We start from the raw sequence: 16,571 nt of genomic DNA, 5'->3' as shown, positions 1-16,571 counted from the left end.
GGCGGCGCCGCCCCGCCCTGCTCGGGGCGTGCGGGGGCGGGCGCGGGTGCGGGCGCTGTGTCGTTGGACATGGGGCTGGGCTCCTCCCTGTCGGGGGTACGAGTGGGGGGTGGGGCACGGCCTGTCGGTGGGGCACGGCCTGGCGTGGTGCGCGGGGGCTCCGCGGGACGGGTGCGAGGGCGGTCGCGGCATGAGCGCGCCCCCGCACCGGGCCCCGAACGGCCCCCGGATCCCGCCTACTTGAAGCCGGTCGGCAGGTACTCCTCGACGTTGGCCTTGGTGACGACGGCCGAGTAGAGGGTCATCGAGGCCGGGATCTCGAACTCGGCCAGTCCGCCGACTCCCTTGCCCTGCCCGAGCGCACGGGCCAGGTCGATCGCGGAGGCCGCCATCGTCGGCGGGTAGAGGACGGTCGCCTTGATGACGCTGTCGTCGGCCTTGATGGCGTCCATGACGCGGCGTGAACCGGCGCCGCCGACCATCAGGAAGTCATCGCGTCCGGCCTGTCTGATGGCCCGCTCGGCGCCCACGCCCTGATCGTCGTCGTGGTTCCACAGGGCGTCGAACTTCGGTTCCGCACGCAGCAGTTGAGCCATCTTCGACTGCCCGGACTCGACGGTGAACTCGGCGGCCTGGCGGGCGACCTTCTTGATGTTGGGGTAGTTCTTCAGGGCGTCGTCGAAGCCTTCCGTGCGCTCACGGGTCAGCTCCAGGTTGTCGATGCCGGCGAGTTCGACGACCTTCGCGTTCTTCTTGCCCTTCAGCTTCTCGCCGATGTAGCGGCCCGCGTTGAGGCCCATCCCGTAGTTGTCGCCGCCGATCCAGCAGCGGTACGCCTGCTGCGAGGCGAAGACGCGGTCGAGGTTGACCACGGGGATGCCCGCGCGCATCGCCTTCAGGCCCACCTGCGTCAGGGCCTTGCCGTCGGCGGGGAGGATCACGAGCACGTCGACCTTCTTGTTGATCAGCGTCTCGATCTGGCCGACCTGCTGCGCGTTGTCGTTGGAGCCCTCGGTGGCCTCCAGCGTGACGTCCCGGTACTTCTTCGCCCGCTGCTTGGCCTGCTCGTTGATGGCGTTGAGCCAGCCGTGGTCGGCCTGCGGACCGGCGAAGCCGATGGTGACCCTCTTGCCGGGCCGGTCGTCGGCGACGTTGGCCTGCCCGGTCCCGGCGTCCTTGTCGTCGTTGCTCTCGTTGCTGGTGCAGCCCGCGGCGAAGAGGGCGGCACCGGCGGCGGCCGTACCGAAGAGCACGTTCCTGCGCGAGGCGCGGGGGCCGCGGGAGACGGGCGAGGTACGGGAGTTCGGGTTCACGTCGGGATTCGGGCCCCGCTTCGGGCCGGCGTTCTCATTCATCTCGGTCATTGCGTCTTACGCCCCTTCTGGACCAGGACAGCGGCGACGATGATCGCTCCCTTGGCGATCTGCTGGACGTCGGTCTGGAGGTTGTTGAGCGCGAACAGGTTGGTGATCGTGGTGAAGACGAGGACTCCCAGCACGGAACCGGTGATGGTGCCCCGGCCGCCGCTGAGCAGCGTGCCGCCGATGATCGCGGCGGCTATCGCGTCGAGTTCGTAGAGATTGCCGTTGGTGTTCTGACCGGAGCCGGTGAGGACGATCAGCATGAACGCGGCGATGCCGCAGCACAGTCCGGACAGCAGGTACAGCAGCAGCCGCTGCCTGCGTACGGCGATGCCGGCGAGCCGGGACGCCTCCGCGTTGCCGCCCACGGCCACCGTGCGCCGCCCGAAGGTCGTACGGCCCAGGACGAGCCAGCCCAGCACCGCCACCGCCGCGAAGACCAGCACGAGCGGCGGCACGCCCAGCACGTAGCTGTCGGAGACGCCGAGGTCGAGCACGGAGTCCACCGTCACCACCTGCGTCTTGCCGTCGCTGATCAGCAGCGCCAGCCCCCGCGCGGAGGCGAGCATGGCGAGTGTCGCGATGAAGGGCACCATCGGCCCGTAGGCGATGAGCAGGCCGTTGACGAGGCCGCAGCCCACCCCCACCGACAGGGCGCACAGCAGCATGCCACCGAGCCCGAACTCCTGCGTGGCCACGGTCGTCGCCCATACGGAGGCGAGCGCGACGATCGCCCCGACGGACAGGTCGATGCCGCCGCCGATGATCACGAAGGTGACGCCGACGGTCACGACCCCGATGACGGAGGACTGGGTGAGGATCAGCTGAAGGTTGTCGGCCGTCAGGAACTGCTGCGGCTTGGTGAACGCACCCACGATCACCAGCGCCACCAGCACCCCGGCGAGCGAGAGATGGCGCAGTCCGGCACGTGTTGCGCCGGCGCCGCGCCGCGGCGGTGAAGCAGCCGCCTGCGCGGGCTCCTTGACCGCCTCGGCACCGGTTGGGCTCAGCACGACGGGCTCCCTTCCATGACGAGGTCGAGCACCCGGTGCTCGTCGAGCTCCCGGGCGGGGGCGGTGTGCACCACGCGGCCCTCGCGCAGCACCAGCACCCGGTCGGCGAGACCGAGCACTTCGGGCACTTCGCTGGACACGAGGAGTACGGCGACGCCGGAGTCCGCGAGCCTGCGTATGACTCCGTACAGCTCGGCGCGCGCCCCGACGTCGACGCCGCGGGTCGGCTCGTCCAGCAGCAGCACCCGGCATTCGCGCAGCAGCCAGCGCGCCAGTACGACCTTCTGCTGGTTGCCGCCGGACAGAGTGCGCACGGCACGGTCCGGATCGTCGGGATGCAGGGCGAGGCCCCGGGTGCGGAAGCGGGTCTCGGCGCGCTCGCGCACGCGGTCGAGCCAGCCGCCCGTGGAGAAGCGGGGCAGCGCGGAGAGGGAGACGTTGCTGGTGACGGACTCCAGCATCAACAGCGCCTGGGATTTGCGCTCTTCGGGCGCCAGGCCGACGCCCGCCCGTACGGCCGCGGTGACGTCACCCGGGCGCAGCGGCCTGCCGTCGACGAGTACGCGCCCCGCGGTGGGGCGGCGGGCGCCTGCGAGGGTCTCCAGGATCTCCGAGCGCCCCGAGCCGACCAGCCCGGCGAGGCCGGTGATCTCGCCCGCCCGCAGTTCGAGGTCGAGAGGCTCGAACTCGCCCTCGCGCGCGAGCCCTTCGGCACACAGCACGGGCGGCGGCGGCACCTTGTGCAGGACCCTGTCGTGCAGCGGCTCGGTGGTGACGGGGCGCCGCGGGAAGACGTACTGCACGTCGCGGCCCGTCATCAGCGCCACGAACTCCCCCGTCCCGGTGGTGCGGGCAGGCAGCCCGCGGGCCGCGACACGGCCGTCCTTGAGCACGGAGACGCGGTCGCCGATGCGGCGGATCTCTTCCAGGCGGTGCGAGATGTAGACGACGGCGACGCCGTCCGCGGTCATCCCGCCGACGATGCGGAAGAGGTTGTCGACCTCGTCCGGGTCGAGGGCCGCGGAGGGTTCGTCCATGACGATGAGGCGCACGTCGTGGGAGAGGGCGCGCGCCATCGAGACGATCTGCTGCGCGGCGGCCGGGAGCGCTCCGACGGCCGTGTCCGGGTCGATCTCCGGGTGCCCGAGGCGGCGCAGGAGCGCGGCGGCGCGGCCGCGGGCCTCACGCGCGCGGACGACGCCGCGGACGGCGACCTCGTTGCCGAGGAAGATGTTCTCGGTGACCGACAGGTGCTCCACCAGGTCGAGTTCCTGGTAGATGGTCGCGATTCCCAGCCGCATCGCCGCGGCCGGAGTGGCCGGCCGTACGGGCTCGCCCCGCCAGTGGATCTCGCCCGAGTCGGGCTGGTGCGCCCCGGCGAGGACCTTGATGAGGGTGGACTTGCCCGCACCGTTCTGGCCCAGCAGGCAGTGCACTTCGCCGGCCTGCACGTCCAGGTCGACGCCGTCCAGCGCCCGTACTCCAGGGAAGGTCTTGGTGATGCGGGACATCCTCAACAGGGGCGCGGACTCGGCCGGTTGAGCCGCCGGAGAAGGCGGGCCCGTTGGGACCTGTGGAACCTGTGGAGCCATGGCGGGGGCCTCCGTGCGTACTTCGTACGGACAGGCGGGACCGTGCTGGACGCCCGAACCGGGCGCCGGTGCTCGTAGGGGGTGCGGATGCTGATGTACGGAATATCGGGTGTGCCGTGGTGTGCGGGTGCCGGGGTGCGGGTGCCGGGGTCACGGGATGCGGGTGTGCGCTGAAGTGCCGGAATGTGCGGAGGTGCCGGAATGCGCTGAGAGGTACGGGATCCGGAGGGCGTACGCGGCGGATGCCGTGGTGCGGGGCGGTGCACGCGCTGTACTACGGGGCCGCTGGGCCGTGGGGGCCGGGCGGGCGCCCGGCCTTGAGCAGTCGGGTCAGGCCGGTGAGAAGAGGTGGTCGCTGATGAGCCGGGCGGCTCCGGTCACGCCGGCGGCGGGGCCCAACTCGCCCAGGACGATGGGGAGATTGCCGGTCGCCAGGGGCAGCGACCGGCTGTAGACCTGTGTGCGGATGCTCGCGAGCAGCGTGTGGCCGAGCCCGGTCACACCGCCGCCGATCACCACGAGCCCGGGGTTGAAGAAGCTGACCAAGCCCGCGATGACCTGGCCGACGCGGGCGCCGCCGTCGCGGATGAGGTCGAGTGAGGTGCCGTCGCCCGCGGCGGCCGCGGTGGCCACGTCCTCGGCGGTCAGCCGTCCCGCGGCCTCCAGCCGCGTGGCCAGCTCCGCCGACAGCCCGTCGCGCGCGGCGGCCTCGGCGTCACGCGCGAGCGCGGCTCCTCCGAAGTAGGCCTCCAGGCAGCCGCGGTTGCCGCACGGGCACTGCCGGCCCTCCAGCTCGACCTGGATGTGCCCGATGTCGCCGGCGCTTCCCGTGGTGCCGCGGTGCACCTCGCCTCCGGCGACGACGCCGCAGCCGATGCCGGTGCCGATCTTCACGCAGAAGAAGTCCCGCACGGAGCGGGCGACTCCGGCCTGCATCTCGCCCATGGCCATGAGGTTCACGTCGTTGTCGACCATGACGGGGCAGCCCAGCTCCTGGCCGAGGGCCTCCCGTACGGGAAAGCCGTCCCAGCCGGGCATGATCGGCGGCGCCACCGGTACGCCCTCGGGGAAGCGCACCGGGCCCGGGACTCCGATCCCGGCGCCGTCGAAGCCCTCGGCGGCGACACCGGAGTCGCGGAGCTTGCCGACCATCGCGAGCACCTGGTCGAAGACCGCGACCGGGCCCTCACGCACGTCCATCGGCTGGTTGAGGTGTCCCAGGATCTCCAACTCGGGGTTGGTGACCGCCACATCGACGGACGTGGCGCCGATGTCGACGCCCAGGAAACGGAGTTCGGGTGTCAGCCGCACGTTGTGCGAACGCCGGCCGCCGCGGGAGGCGGCGAGCCCGTCGGCGACGACGAGCCCTGTCTCCAGCAGGCGGTCGATCTCCACGGCGAGCTTGGAGCGGGAGAGGTCGACGTGGTCGCCCAGTTCGGCGCGGGAGTTCGGGCCGCCGTCACGCAACAGGCGGAGCAGTCGCGCCTGGTGGGCGTTCGCGGGCCGAGCAGTCATGCGCCTCACCGCCACCCTCCTCCCCTGGCCACCGTCGAACGGCTCTCGGGAAGCCACCCGGCCCGGCGGCAGGGAGACCAACTCCCCTGCCCGGGGCCGGACTTCTCGTCGACCTCTCCCGCGGAGCGTGGGTCGCTCCCCGGGGATTGACTGGGAACGTACCAGCGCTCTGCGCAAGGGGGAAGAAGTTCTGCAGAAACTGCTTCGACTTTTTCCATGCAATGGACAAAGGACTCCGCGAAGCCGCGAAGCGTTCCCGCTACCGCGCCGCCGCCCCAACCCCCGCTCCGACGACCACTCCGTGCGCGCCCGCACCCTCCGCGAGGCGGCGAAGCAGCGAGGCGGGTACGGCAGCAGCGCGGCCGTCCGGCTCTCAGGGGCGTTCGCGCTCGTGGTACGAGCGGCGCGTGTGCTCCGTGTGCTTCCGCATGACCTCGGCGGCACGGCCCTCGTCGCCGTCGGTGATGGCCGCGATCAGCTCGCGGTGCTCGATCCAGGACTGCGCGCCGCGCTGCCGCGCCACCGGCGTGTAGTACCAGCGCACCCTGCGGTCTACCTGGCGGGCCAGCTCCGCGAGGACCGCGTTCCCCGCCAGGCCCATCACCCGTGCGTGGAACGCCGCGTTGGCCTCCACGACCGCCTCGACCTCCTCGCCGCCGACGGCCGCCTCACCGCGGGCGCACAGGTCCTCCAGCTCCGCGATGCCGGCGGAGTCCGCGTGCACCGCGGCGAGCCGGGCCGCCTCCGCCTCCAGCAGCGTACGGACCGTCAGCAGCTGATCGGCCTCGTCCTCCGTCGGCTCGTGCACGAACGCCCCCTGCGCGGGGCGCAGATCGACCCATCCGTCGGTGTTCAGCCGCTGCAACGCCTCGCGCACGGGCTGCCGTGAGACGCCGAGATGCTGGGCGAGTTCGCTCTCGACGAGATGCTGCCCGGGCCTGAGCGAGCGCGTGGTGATCAGCTCCAGCAGCGCCTCGTAGACCCGCTCGCGGAGCGGCCCCGGCCGCTCGAGCTTGGGCATGGTGCCTTCCGGCAGACCCGCGGACAGCATCGGCTACTCCTTGACTCCCGGGCGGACCCCGGCCTGGTCACAGCGGACCAGGAACAGGGAACCCGAACTTCTGGCTATTGAATACAGTCTACGGAGTGCACTGCGCCTGTGCCGGGTGTAGGGGGCATCTTCCGCCCCTCTGTGACGCGTCACACCCACCCGCATCCCGAGGCACGGGAGCCGGCTCCCGCCCCCGGCGCCCGATTCCCGCTCCGGCTCCCGCGCCGAGCGCCCGCCCCGAGTGCCCGACGCCGCGCGTTCCGGCCCCCTCCCGGTGCGCCTCGGCCCGCCCGATAATGGCGCGCGCCGCTGTCGCGGGCCGTGCCAGTCTCCCTTCCCATGGACCGCGACTGGATGCCCGACGAACTCGCGCACGCAGGCCCCGAGCACCTCGACCCCGACTTCGTCGGCGGCTTCGACCGCAAGCAGGGACGCCCCGACCCGGGTGCGGACATCACGCTGCTCCGCTCCCGCGGGCTCTCCGCGGAGTCGGTCGTCGTCGATCTCGGCGCGGGCACCGGCCAGTTCGCGGTACCTGCCGCACGGCACTTCGGGCGCGTGGTCGCCGTGGAGATCTCGCCCGTCATGCGTGACGTGCTGCGAGAGCGCGCCACCGCGGAGGGCCTCCCGGCGCTGGAGTGCGTACGGGGCGGATTCCTCACGTACGAGCACTCCGGCGCTCCGGCCGACGCGGTCTTCACCCGCCACGCACTGCATCAACTCCCCGACTTCTGGAAGGTGCTGGCACTGCGCCGCATCGCCGGGATGCTCCGCCCGGGCGGCGTCCTACGGCTGCACGACCTCCTCTACGACTTCGCTCCGGAGCAGGCGGAGAGCGTCCTCGACGACTGGCTCGCCAAGGCACCCGAGGACCCCGCCACGGCCTACACCCGCGAGGAGCTCGCGGAGCACATCCGCACCGAACACAGCACGTTCCGCTGGCTGTTCGAGCCGATGCTCACAGCCGCGGGCTTCGAGATCGCCGACTCCTCCTTCCGCGCATCGGTCTTCGCCTCGTACACCTGCGTCAAGCGATGAACGAAGGGGTGCGGCGGGACGGGGAGGCGCCCCCGTGGAACTGACCGTGCTCGGCGGCCGCGGCGCCTGGCCCACTCCGGACCAGGGGTGCAGCGGCTATCTGCTCGTCTGCGACGGCTTCCGCCTCCTGCTCGATCCGGGGTACGCGACGCTCCCGCCCCTGCTGGCCCGTATCCGCCCGGAGGACGTCGACGCGGTGCTGGTCACCCACGGACATCCGGACCACTGCGCGGACCTCAACCCGCTGCTGCGCGCCCGCGCACTCGGCGGCTCCGCTCCCCCGCCGCTCCCGCTGTACTCGCCGCCGGGCGCCCTCGACGCGGTGCTGGCACTCGACCGGCCCGGCATGCTCGACGGCTTCCGTACGCCGCACGGGATCACCGCCGGCGCACGTCTGCGGATCGGCCCCTTCGACGTGGAGACCCGGCTGCTCCCGCACTTCGTGCCCAACGCCGGCGTCCGGCTGACCGGCCCGTGCGGCGCCGTCTTCGCCTACACCGGGGACACGGGCCCGAGCCCGGAGGTGCCCGAACTGGCGCGGAACGCCGACCTCTTCCTCTCGGAAGCCACGCACCCGGAGACCGTGCCCCCCGAGGACGCCGCGCATCTGCTCTCCGCGCGCCTGGCCGGGCGCTACGCCCAGCAGGCGGGCGCCGCACGGCTGTTGCTGACCCATCTGTGGCCCGGCACCCCGCACCGGGACGCGGTGCGCGCCGCCCGGGATTCGTTCGCAGGCCCGGTCTCCGTCGCCGTGCCCGGTACGGTCCTCCGCCCCGGAGCCGGGGAGTCCGCCGAAGTCGGCGGACCGTGCGCCGAGCCGGGAGGTCCCGGGGAGCCCGACCGCTGCTGACGCATGGAAGCCGCAGGCACACGGAAGCCGCCGGCACACGGAAGCCGCAGGCACACGGAAGCGGGGCGGCCCCGGCTGATGCCGTGGCCGCCCCGCCCGTCGCAGGACCCGTCAGTTGATCGTCAGGTCACCGTCGATGATGGTGCCGTTGAAGCTGTCGGTGAAGGTGAAGTCGTTGTAGCTGTCCTCGTTGAAGCTGTCCTCGAAGTTGGCGACGTTCACCGTCGAGGGAGAGTCGTCGTCGCAAGCCTGGGCAGTAGCGGCGCCCGCGAAGGCCATGCCGACTACCGCGAGCCCTACGAAGGCGGGACGGATGACAGATCGCATGAGGAATCCTTTTCTCCGGGGGTGCTGACATCACAAATGTCCGCATTGAGCCTCAAATATGAAGAACGACACGCTTGTCATGTCTCCCAACCCCTCATTAGGCGCAACCCCGCCCCGGCGCAGCGGACCGGCCACATACTGTCGACGAAATCTGTCGCGCCTCTGGTCATCCGCTCTTCAACTTCCTAACCTCCTGGCCATGGCACCTGGGTTTCTCGATCGCTCCCGCACTGTCGCGCCTCCCGGTTGGAGCCGCTGGCTGATACCTCCGGCCGCCCTGTCCGTCCATCTGTCGATCGGTCAGGCCTACGCGTGGAGCGTCTTCAAACCAGCGCTGGAGTCCTCGCTCGGACTGTCCGGTACGGCCAGCGCCCTCCCGTTCCAGCTCGGCATCGTGATGCTCGGCCTCTCGGCGGCCTTCGGCGGCACCCTCGTGGAGCGCAACGGACCGCGCTGGGCGATGACGGTGTCCCTGCTCTGCTTCTGCTCGGGCTTCCTGATCGCGGCGCTGGGCGCCGCCGTCGAGCAGTACTGGCTGGTCGTCTTCGGCTACGGCTTCATCGGCGGGATCGGCCTCGGGATCGGCTACATCTCCCCCGTCTCCACACTGATCAAGTGGTTCCCCGACAGGCCGGGAATGGCCACCGGCATCGCGATCATGGGCTTCGGCGGCGGCGCGCTGATCGCCTCGCCGTGGTCGGCGCAGATGCTGGAGAGCTTCGGCTCGGACCACGGCGGCGTCGCCGCGGCCTTCCTCGTGCACGGCCTGGTCTACGCGGTCTTCATGTCGCTGGGCGTGCTGCTCGTGCGCGTACCGGCGGACGGCTGGCGGCCCCCGGGCGGAAAGAAGCCCCAGGAGCAGCAGGCGCAGAAGGCGATGGTGACGACCGCCGACGTCTCGGCTCGCAACGCCGTGCGCACCCCGCAGTTCTGGTGCCTGTGGGTGGTGCTGTGCATGAACGTCACCGCCGGCATCGGCATCCTGGAGAAGGCCGCGCCGATGATCGGCGACTTCTTCGCCGACACCTCCACGCCGGTCTCCGCTTCGGCAGCGGCGGGCTTCGTCGCGCTGCTCTCGCTGGCCAACATGGGCGGCCGGTTCCTGTGGTCGACGACGTCCGACGCCATCGGGCGCAAGAACATGTACCGCTGCTACCTCGGCGTCGGCGCTCTGATGTATCTGGGGATCGTGCTGCTGGGCGACTCCTCCAAGCCGCTGTTCATCGGGTGCGCGCTCGTCATCATCTCCTTCTACGGGGGCGGCTTCGCGACCGTACCGGCGTATCTGAAGGACCTGTTCGGGACGTACGAGGTCGGCGCCATCCACGGGCGGCTGCTGACCGCCTGGTCCACCGCCGGCGTACTCGGCCCGCTGATCGTCAACTGGGTCGCCGACTCGCAGGAGGCGGCGGGCCGTTCGGGGCCGGGCCTCTACGGGCTCGCCCTGTCCATCATGATCGGGCTGCTGGCCGTGGGCTTCATCGCCAACGAGCTGATCCGGCCGGTGAATCCGAAGTTCCACGAGCCCGCGACGGCCGTGGCGGCCGCCGGCCAGGAGGGCGGCGCAGAGACCAGGGAGGCGACCGGGCGATGACCGGCGGAGAGACGACCACCCCCGAGGCCGCGCCGGCGGACACCGCCGCGCGGCCGCCCGCGGCGCTGTTCGCGTTCACATGGCTGTGGGTCGGGCTGCCCATGGCGTACGGGCTCTACGAGCTGATCCTCAAGGTCGTGCAGCTCTTCACCGGGGGCTGACGGGCGACTGACGGACGACGGGTTCCCCACGGGCGGCCGTGAAGGGATAATTCGGACCTGACCAATGGTCCGCGCCGGAAACCGGCCGGGTCGGGTCGTGTGCGGCGCAACCGCCGCACACGTCTTGCCCGTTGGGAAAGCCAAGTGTATACAATATTCTGTCGACCATCCTGGTTCCCCCACGCTCGGTCCCCTCAACCGAACGGAGAGCGGATATGAAAGTCGCAGTCGTCGGTGCCGGAGCGATAGGCGCCTACGTCGGTGCAGCACTGCACCGCGCGGGCGCGGACGTACACCTGATAGCCCGCGGACCGCACCTGGCCGCCATGAAGGAGCACGGCGTACAGGTCCTCAGCCCCCGCGGTGACTTCACCGCACGCGTGCACGCCACCGACGACCCGTCCGCCATCGGGCCCGTCGACTACGTCTTCCTGGGACTCAAGGCCAACTCGTACGCCGAGTGCGGGCCGCTGGTCCACCCCCTGCTCGGCGAGGACACGGCCGTGGTGGCCGCGCAGAACGGCATTCCCTGGTGGTACTTCCACGGTCTCGAAGGCCCCTACGAGGGCAGGCGCATAGAGAGCGTGGACCCCGGCGGCGCCGTCAGCGCGGTGCTTCCGCCCGAACGCGCCGTCGGCTGCGTCGTCTACGCGGCCACCCAGCTCCAAGGGCCCGGCGTCGTACGGCACTTGGAAGGCACCCGCTTCTCGATAGGCGAGCCCGACACCACCGACTCCAGGCGCTGCGAGGACTTCAGCGAGGCCATGAAGGCGGGCGGGCTGAAGTGCCCCGTCGAGGCAGACATCCGCAACGACGTGTGGATCAAGCTCATCGGCAACATCGCCTTCAATCCGCTCAGCGCGCTCTCCCGCGCGACCATGGCGCAGATCTGCCGCCACCAGGACACCAGGGCGCTGGTGGCGACGATGATGCGCGAGACGCTCGCGGTGGCCGGGGCCGTCGGCTGCCGCCCCGACATCTCCGTCGAGAAGCGGCTGGCCGGAGCCGAACGCGTCGGCGAGCACAAGACCTCCACCCTCCAGGACCTGGAGAGCGGCAAGCCGATGGAGCTGGACGTGCTCCTGGCCGCCGTGGTCGAGCTCGCCGCGCTCACCGGCACCCGCGTGCCGAAGCTCTGCGCCATCCACGCCGTGACCGACCTGCTGGCACAGACCGTAAGGAGCGCAGCATGAAACGCGACCGCGGGAAACCGTCGTCGAAGGAGTACACCCGGCTCACGCATCCGCTGGTGCGGGACGAGAAGGGCGGTCCGCTGCGGCGGGCGACCTGGGAGGAGGCGCTCGGGAAGGCGACCGAGGGCTTCCGCCGGATCAAGGAGGAGCACGGCCCGGACGCCTTCGGGATGTTCTCCTGCGCCCGCGCGACGAACGAAATGAACTACGTGGCGCAGAAGTTCACCCGCGTCATCATGGGCACGCACAACGTCGACTCGTGCAACCGCACCTGTCACGCGCCCAGCGTGGCCGGCCTGTCGGCGGCCTTCGGCTCCGGCGGCGGCACCTCTTCCTACGAGGAGGTCGAGTCGACCGACCTGATCGTGATGTGGGGCTCCAACGCCCGCTTCGCGCACCCGATCTTCTTCCAGCACGTGCTGCGGGGCATACGCAACGGCGCGAGGATGTACTCCGTCGATCCGCGCCGCACGTCCACCGCCGAGTGGGCGGAGAGCTGGCTCGGGCTGAACGTCGGCACGGACATCCCCCTCGCCCACGCGATTGGCCGCGAGATCATCCACGCGGGGCTGGCCAACCACACCTTCATCGAGCGGGCCACGACCGGCTTCGAGGAGTACAGGGCCGAGGTCGAGCCGTGGACGCTGAGCGCCGCCGAGAAGGTCACCGGCGTGCCCGCCGAGGCGATCCGCGACCTGGCGCACGCCTACGCCACCGCCGAACGCGCCCAGCTGTGCTGGACGCTGGGCATCACCGAGCACCACAACGGCACCGACAACGTACGGGCGCTGATCAACCTCTCGCTGCTCACCGGTCACGTCGGCCGCTACGGCGCGGGGCTCCAGCCGCTGCGCGGCCAGAACAACGTGCAGGGCGGCGGCGACATGGGCGCCATCCCCGACCGGCTGCCGGGCTTCCAGAACGTCCTCGACCCGGAGACCCGGGAGAAGTTCGAGGCCGCGTGGGACGTCACGCTGGAGCCGCGCCACGGGCGCAACCTCACCATGATGTTCGAGGCCATGGAGAGCGGCGATCTGAAGGCCGTCTACTGCATCGGCGAGAACCCGGCGCAGTCGGAGGCCGACACCGGACAGGCCGTCGAGCGGTTGCAGAAGCTCGAACACCTCGTGGTCCAGGACATCTTCCTGACGAAGACTGCCGAACTGGCCGACGTGGTCCTGCCGGCGACCGCGGCCTGGTGCGAGACGGACGGCACCACCACCAACAGCGAGCGCCGGGTGCAGCGCGTGCGCAAGGCGGTCGCCCCGCCCGGTGAGGCCCGCGAGGACATCGACATCATCTGCGAGATCGCCGGACGCCTGGGCCACGAGTGGAAGTTCGCGGACTCCGAGGCCGTCTGGAACGAGCTGCGCTCCGTCTCGCCGCTCCACTACGGCATGACGTACGACCGGCTCGCCGAGCACCAGGGCATCCAGTGGCCCTGCCCCAGCACGGAGGAGCTGGAGCCGCCGTACATGCACGGGCGGCTGTGGGAGAAGGACCCGGACAAGCGCGGCAAGCCGGCGCCGTTCGGGATCGTCAAGCACGACCCGCCCGTCGACCTCACCGACGACGAGTATCCGGTGCGGCTGACCACGGGGCGGCGGCTCGACTCGTACAACACCGGTGTGCAGAGCGGGAGTTTCGCCTCCCCGCTGCGCCGCGGCGAGTACGTGGAGCTGTGCCCCGAGGACGCCGAGAGCTACGGCGTCAGCCAGGAGGAAGAGGTGCGGGTGACCTCGCGGCGCGGCTCGGTCGTGGCGCCGGTGTGGATCGACCCCGGGCTGCGGCCCGGCCTGGCGTTCATGACCATGCACTTCCCGGACGAGGTGGACACCAACCAGCTGACCATCGAGTCCAACTGCCCCATCGCAGGTACCGCCGAGTTCAAGGCATCCGCGATACGCATCGAGAAGCTGCCTGTCGCGGCAGCCGTGAGGAGCTGAGACCTGCGATGGATCTGCGCTTCGGTGACAGCAAGCCGACGGACGAGGAGAAGGCGGCCGTCGACGATCTGCTCGGGCCGCCGCCCAGCGCCTGGGAGGGAGCGGACGACCGCAGTACGGGCGACCTGCGCTGGGCCGTCGGCGGCCGGGACGCGCGGGAGCGGCGCGATCTGCTGTTGCCGGGGCTCCACGCGGTCAACGACCGGGTGGGCTGGATCAGCGAGGGAGCGCTCACCTATCTGTGCCGCAGGCTGACGGTGCCGCCGGCCGAGGCGTACGGGGTGGCGACGTTCTACTCGATGTTCTCCATGCGTCCGCGTCCGGCCACCGTCGTGCATGTCTGCACGGACATCGCGTGCGCGGCGGCGCCGGGCGCGGACGACTTCCGGGCGGAGGTGGAGCAGCGCCTCGGCCCGGCGGGCGAGGCACGTGACGGCGCTGTCTGGCAGCCCAGCCCCTGTCTGGGCCTGTGCGAGCGGGCTCCGGCGGTGCTGGCGGTACGGGCCGGGCCCGGCTGCCCCTCGGCGGCCGGTCCGGGAGCCGGAGCGGCAGCGGCCTCCGCTGGCACGTCCAACGGGGCCTCGCCGAACGGGAGTTCACCGCTCGGGCGGGACGGCGGCCCCGCACACGGGGAGGTGCCCTACGCCACCGCCGTCCTCGCCCCCGCCACCGCGGAGGCCGTCGAGGCGGCGGCACACGCCCCCGAGGCCGCGCCCGAGGAGCCGTCCGCGATGCTCGCCGTACCGCAGGCCGGCGACCCGGGGCTGAAGCTGCTGTCACGCATCGGCGTGGCCGACCCCGAGTCCCTCGACGAGTACCGCGCGCACGGCGGATACCGGGCGCTGCGCCGGGCGTTCGCCCTCGGCCCGGCCGGGGTGCTGCGTGAGGTGAACGACTCGGGGCTGGTGGGGCGCGGCGGCGCCGCCTTCCCCACGGGCCGCAAGTGGCAGGCCACGGCGTCGCAGCCGGACCATCCGCACTACGTCGTGTGCAACGCCGACGAGAGCGAGCCGGGCACCTTCAAGGACCGGGTGCTGATGGAGGGCGACCCGTTCGCGCTGATCGAGTCGATGACGATCGCCGGTTACGCCACCGGCGCGCACAAGGGCTATCTGTATCTGCGCGGCGAATACCCGCGCGCGCTGCGGCGGTTGACGAACGCGATCGTGCAGGCCCGTGCCCGCGGACTGCTCGGCGACGACGTGCTCGGCATGGGCTACGCCTTCGACATCGAGATCCGGCGCGGCGCCGGCGCCTACATCTGCGGCGAGGAGACCGCGCTGTTCAACTCCCTGGAGGGGCAGCGGGGCGAGCCGCGCTCCAAGCCCCCGTTCCCGGTGGAGAAGGGCCTGTTCGGCAAGCCGACGGCCGCCAACAACGTCGAGACGCTGGTGAACGTGCTGACCGTCCTGGAGCTGGGCGCCGAGGCGTATGCCGCGATCGGGACGGGCAAGTCCACCGGCCCGAAGCTCTTCTGCGTCTCCGGCAGCGTCGGGCGTCCCGGCATCTACGAACTGCCCTTCGGCGCCACACTCGGCGAGCTGCTCTCGCTCGCGGGCGCCGGGGACGACCTGCGGGCCGTGCTGCTGGGCGGCGCCGCGGGAGGCTTCGTACGCGGCGACGAGCTGGACATCCCGCTGACGTTCGAGGGCACCAGAGAGGCCGGTACGACGCTCGGCTCGGGCGTGGTGCTCGCCCTCGACTCGTCGGTGCCGCTGCCGCGGATCCTGCTGCGCATCGCGGAGTTCTTCCGCGACGAGTCGTGCGGGCAGTGCGTGCCGTGCCGCATCGGCACCGTACGGCAGGAGGAGGCGCTGCACCGGCTCGCCGAACGCAACGGGGGATCCGGCGGAAACGGAGGGGCCGATGACGTCGCGCTGCTCCGCGAGGTGGGAGCGGCGATGCGCGACGCCTCGATCTGCGGTCTGGGACAGACCGCGTGGAACGCCGTGGAGTCCGCCATCGACCGACTTGGAGCCTACGCATGACCGCAGTACCGCTGGATCCCCCGCGCCGCCTCGTCGAGTTCGAGCTCGACGGCGAACCGGCCCGTGTACCCGACGGGTCGACGATCCTGGACGCCTGCCGTGCCGCGGGCAAGGACATCCCCACGCTCTGCCAGGGCGAGACGCTGGAGCCGAAGAACGCCTGCCGCGTCTGCGTGGTCGAGGTCGAGGGCGCCCGCACGCTCGCCCCGGCCTGCTCGCGCAAGGCGGAGGCGGGCATGACGGTGCGTACGGACACCGAGCGCGCCCGGCACAGCCGCAAGATCGTCCTCGAACTGCTCGCCTCCGCAACGGACTTGTCCACGACGCCGCGGGCAGCGGAGTGGATCAAGGAGTACGGCGCGAAGCCGGACCGCTTCGGCGCTGACGCGGCCACCATGAACGAGCCTCCGAAGATCGACAACGATCTGTACGTGCGGGACTACGACAAGTGCATCCTCTGCTACAAGTGCGTCGACGCCTGCGGTGAGCAGTGGCAGAACAGCTTCGCGATCTCCATGGCGGGCCGCGGCTTCGACGCCCGCATCTCCACCGAGCACGACGCGCCGCTGACGGACTCCGCCTGCGTCTACTGCGGCAACTGCATCGAGGTGTGCCCGACGGGCGCGCTCTCCTTCAAGTCGGAGTTCGACATGCGGGAGGCGGGCACGTGGGACGAGGACCGGCAGACGCAGACGACCACGGTGTGCGCGTACTGCGGTGTGGGCTGCAACCTCACCCTTCACGTGCAGGACAATGAGATCGTCAAGGTCAGCTCGCCGCTGGACAATCCGGTCACGCACGGCAACCTCTGCATCAAGGGCCGTTTCGGCTATCAGCACGTCGGCGGCGGGAAACCGGCCGGTACATGACGGACGGCGGTCCCGGCCGGCCTCCGCCCCCGTGGGGCCGGCCGGGGCCTCCGCCCACAGGACTCACCGACAG

At 71.2% G+C, this 16,571-nt stretch carries 14 protein-coding genes; 8 read left to right on the top strand and 6 right to left on the bottom strand.

Features of this window, described 5'->3' with window-relative positions:
• Positions 1-236: 236 nt before the first annotated feature.
• The 5 genes from HCC61_RS09405 to HCC61_RS09385 all read right to left on the bottom strand — a co-directional run bounded on the left by HCC61_RS09405 (position 237) and on the right by HCC61_RS09385 (position 6,532).
• The gene (locus HCC61_RS09405) at positions 237-1,355 is read right to left on the bottom strand and encodes a substrate-binding domain-containing protein (protein WP_169135216.1); all 1,119 of its coding nucleotides are present in this window, start codon (positions 1,353-1,355) and stop codon (positions 237-239) included.
• A 5-nt stretch (positions 1,356-1,360) separates the two neighbouring features.
• Positions 1,361-2,374, bottom strand: coding sequence for an ABC transporter permease (locus HCC61_RS09400; protein ID WP_169134841.1), 1,014 nt, complete (start codon positions 2,372-2,374; stop codon positions 1,361-1,363).
• The gene (locus HCC61_RS09395; RefSeq protein WP_240968727.1) at positions 2,368-3,885 is read right to left on the bottom strand and encodes a sugar ABC transporter ATP-binding protein; all 1,518 of its coding nucleotides are present in this window, start codon (positions 3,883-3,885) and stop codon (positions 2,368-2,370) included. The genes HCC61_RS09400 and HCC61_RS09395 overlap by 7 nt, the downstream gene beginning before the upstream one ends.
• A 411-nt stretch (positions 3,886-4,296) precedes the next feature.
• On the bottom strand, positions 4,297-5,481 hold the full coding sequence (locus HCC61_RS09390) for an ROK family transcriptional regulator (RefSeq protein ID WP_169134839.1): 1,185 nt from the start codon (positions 5,479-5,481) through the stop codon (positions 4,297-4,299).
• Positions 5,482-5,854: 373 nt separating this feature from the next.
• Positions 5,855-6,532, bottom strand: a complete 678-nt coding sequence (locus HCC61_RS09385) for a GntR family transcriptional regulator (RefSeq protein ID WP_169134838.1) — start codon at positions 6,530-6,532, stop codon at positions 5,855-5,857.
• A gap of 339 nt (positions 6,533-6,871) precedes the next feature.
• Here HCC61_RS09385 and HCC61_RS09380 point away from each other — a divergent pair, with 339 nt between their 5' ends.
• Positions 6,872-7,570: a class I SAM-dependent methyltransferase gene (locus HCC61_RS09380; protein ID WP_169134837.1), complete on the top strand. Its 699-nt coding sequence runs from the start codon at positions 6,872-6,874 to the stop codon at positions 7,568-7,570.
• A gap of 34 nt (positions 7,571-7,604) precedes the next feature.
• Positions 7,605-8,420: an MBL fold metallo-hydrolase gene (locus tag HCC61_RS09375; protein ID WP_169134836.1), complete on the top strand. Its 816-nt coding sequence runs from the start codon at positions 7,605-7,607 to the stop codon at positions 8,418-8,420.
• 111 nt (positions 8,421-8,531) lie between these two features.
• Here the strand turns inward: HCC61_RS09375 and HCC61_RS09370 are convergent, their stop codons facing one another.
• The gene (locus tag HCC61_RS09370; protein WP_169134835.1) at positions 8,532-8,747 is read right to left on the bottom strand and encodes a hypothetical protein; all 216 of its coding nucleotides are present in this window, start codon (positions 8,745-8,747) and stop codon (positions 8,532-8,534) included.
• A 199-nt stretch (positions 8,748-8,946) separates the two neighbouring features.
• On the opposite strand from HCC61_RS09370, the gene HCC61_RS09365 reads away from it, so the two are divergent.
• The 6 genes from HCC61_RS09365 to HCC61_RS09340 all read left to right on the top strand — a co-directional run bounded on the left by HCC61_RS09365 (position 8,947) and on the right by HCC61_RS09340 (position 16,498).
• Positions 8,947-10,341, top strand: a complete 1,395-nt coding sequence (locus tag HCC61_RS09365) for an OFA family MFS transporter (protein WP_169134834.1) — start codon at positions 8,947-8,949, stop codon at positions 10,339-10,341.
• Entirely contained in the window at positions 10,338-10,502 is a 165-nt protein-coding gene (locus HCC61_RS09360; protein WP_169134609.1) for a hypothetical protein, read from the top strand. Before HCC61_RS09365 ends, HCC61_RS09360 begins: the two co-directional genes overlap by 4 nt.
• 215 nt (positions 10,503-10,717) lie before the next feature.
• Positions 10,718-11,695, top strand: a complete 978-nt coding sequence (locus HCC61_RS09355; protein ID WP_169134833.1) for a 2-dehydropantoate 2-reductase — start codon at positions 10,718-10,720, stop codon at positions 11,693-11,695.
• The gene (locus HCC61_RS09350; RefSeq protein ID WP_169134832.1) at positions 11,692-13,641 is read left to right on the top strand and encodes a molybdopterin-dependent oxidoreductase; all 1,950 of its coding nucleotides are present in this window, start codon (positions 11,692-11,694) and stop codon (positions 13,639-13,641) included. The genes HCC61_RS09355 and HCC61_RS09350 overlap by 4 nt, the downstream gene beginning before the upstream one ends.
• Positions 13,642-13,649: 8 nt before the next feature.
• Positions 13,650-15,629, top strand: a complete 1,980-nt coding sequence (locus tag HCC61_RS09345; protein ID WP_169134831.1) for an NAD(P)H-dependent oxidoreductase subunit E — start codon at positions 13,650-13,652, stop codon at positions 15,627-15,629.
• Complete coding sequence (locus HCC61_RS09340) at positions 15,626-16,498, top strand: 2Fe-2S iron-sulfur cluster-binding protein (protein ID WP_169134830.1); 873 nt, start codon at positions 15,626-15,628, stop codon at positions 16,496-16,498. The genes HCC61_RS09345 and HCC61_RS09340 overlap by 4 nt, the downstream gene beginning before the upstream one ends.
• The last annotated feature ends 73 nt before the right edge of the window (positions 16,499-16,571 follow it).

Origin of the sequence: Streptomyces sp. HNM0575 (assembly GCF_012726265.1) — a bacterium.
Classification (GTDB): domain Bacteria; phylum Actinomycetota; class Actinomycetes; order Streptomycetales; family Streptomycetaceae; genus Streptomyces.
The sequence above is the reverse complement of the archived record's forward strand: the minus strand, read 5'-3'. Positions and strand labels throughout refer to the sequence as shown.